General features: G+C 68.9%; 1 pseudogene. It reads left to right on the plus strand.

The features are described 5' to 3' along the window. Positions 1-531: pseudogene (locus IE198_RS34810) on the plus strand (IS5 family transposase); the annotation flags it as partial.

Genomic DNA, 531 nt, shown 5'->3' on the forward strand with positions numbered 1-531 from the left:
CTCCTGCCGTGCTCACCAGCACGCCGCCGGGGCCCGCAGGAAAGCGCCGCGCATCCCGAAAAAAGATCAACGCCCCGGCAGCACCGCCCCGACGAGGGACTCGGACGATCACGGGGCGGGCTGACCTGCAAGATCCACCTGGCGGGTGAAGGCGGACGCCGCCCACTGGCCTTGCTGATCACACCGGGCCAGTGGGGCGACGCCCCGCAACTCATCCCGGTTCTCGAACGCATCCGCGTCGCCCGTCCCAACGGTGGGCACCCACGCACCCGGCCGGACCACCTCGGTGGCGACAAGGCGTACTCCTCCCGCCGTAACCGCCGCTACCTGCGACGACGGCACATCAAGCACACCATCCCCGAGCCGAAAGACCAGCGGGCCAACCGCCAACGCCGCGGCAGCAAAGGGGGCCGGCCCACTGGCTTCGACACCACGCTCTACAAGCGCCGCAACGAAGTCGAGCGGACGATCAACCGGCTCAAGAACTTCCGGGCCGTAGCCACGAGATACGACAAGCGCGCCTACGTCTTC

It is taken from the genome of Streptomyces xantholiticus (assembly GCF_014651015.1).
Taxonomy (GTDB): domain Bacteria; phylum Actinomycetota; class Actinomycetes; order Streptomycetales; family Streptomycetaceae; genus Streptomyces; species Streptomyces xantholiticus.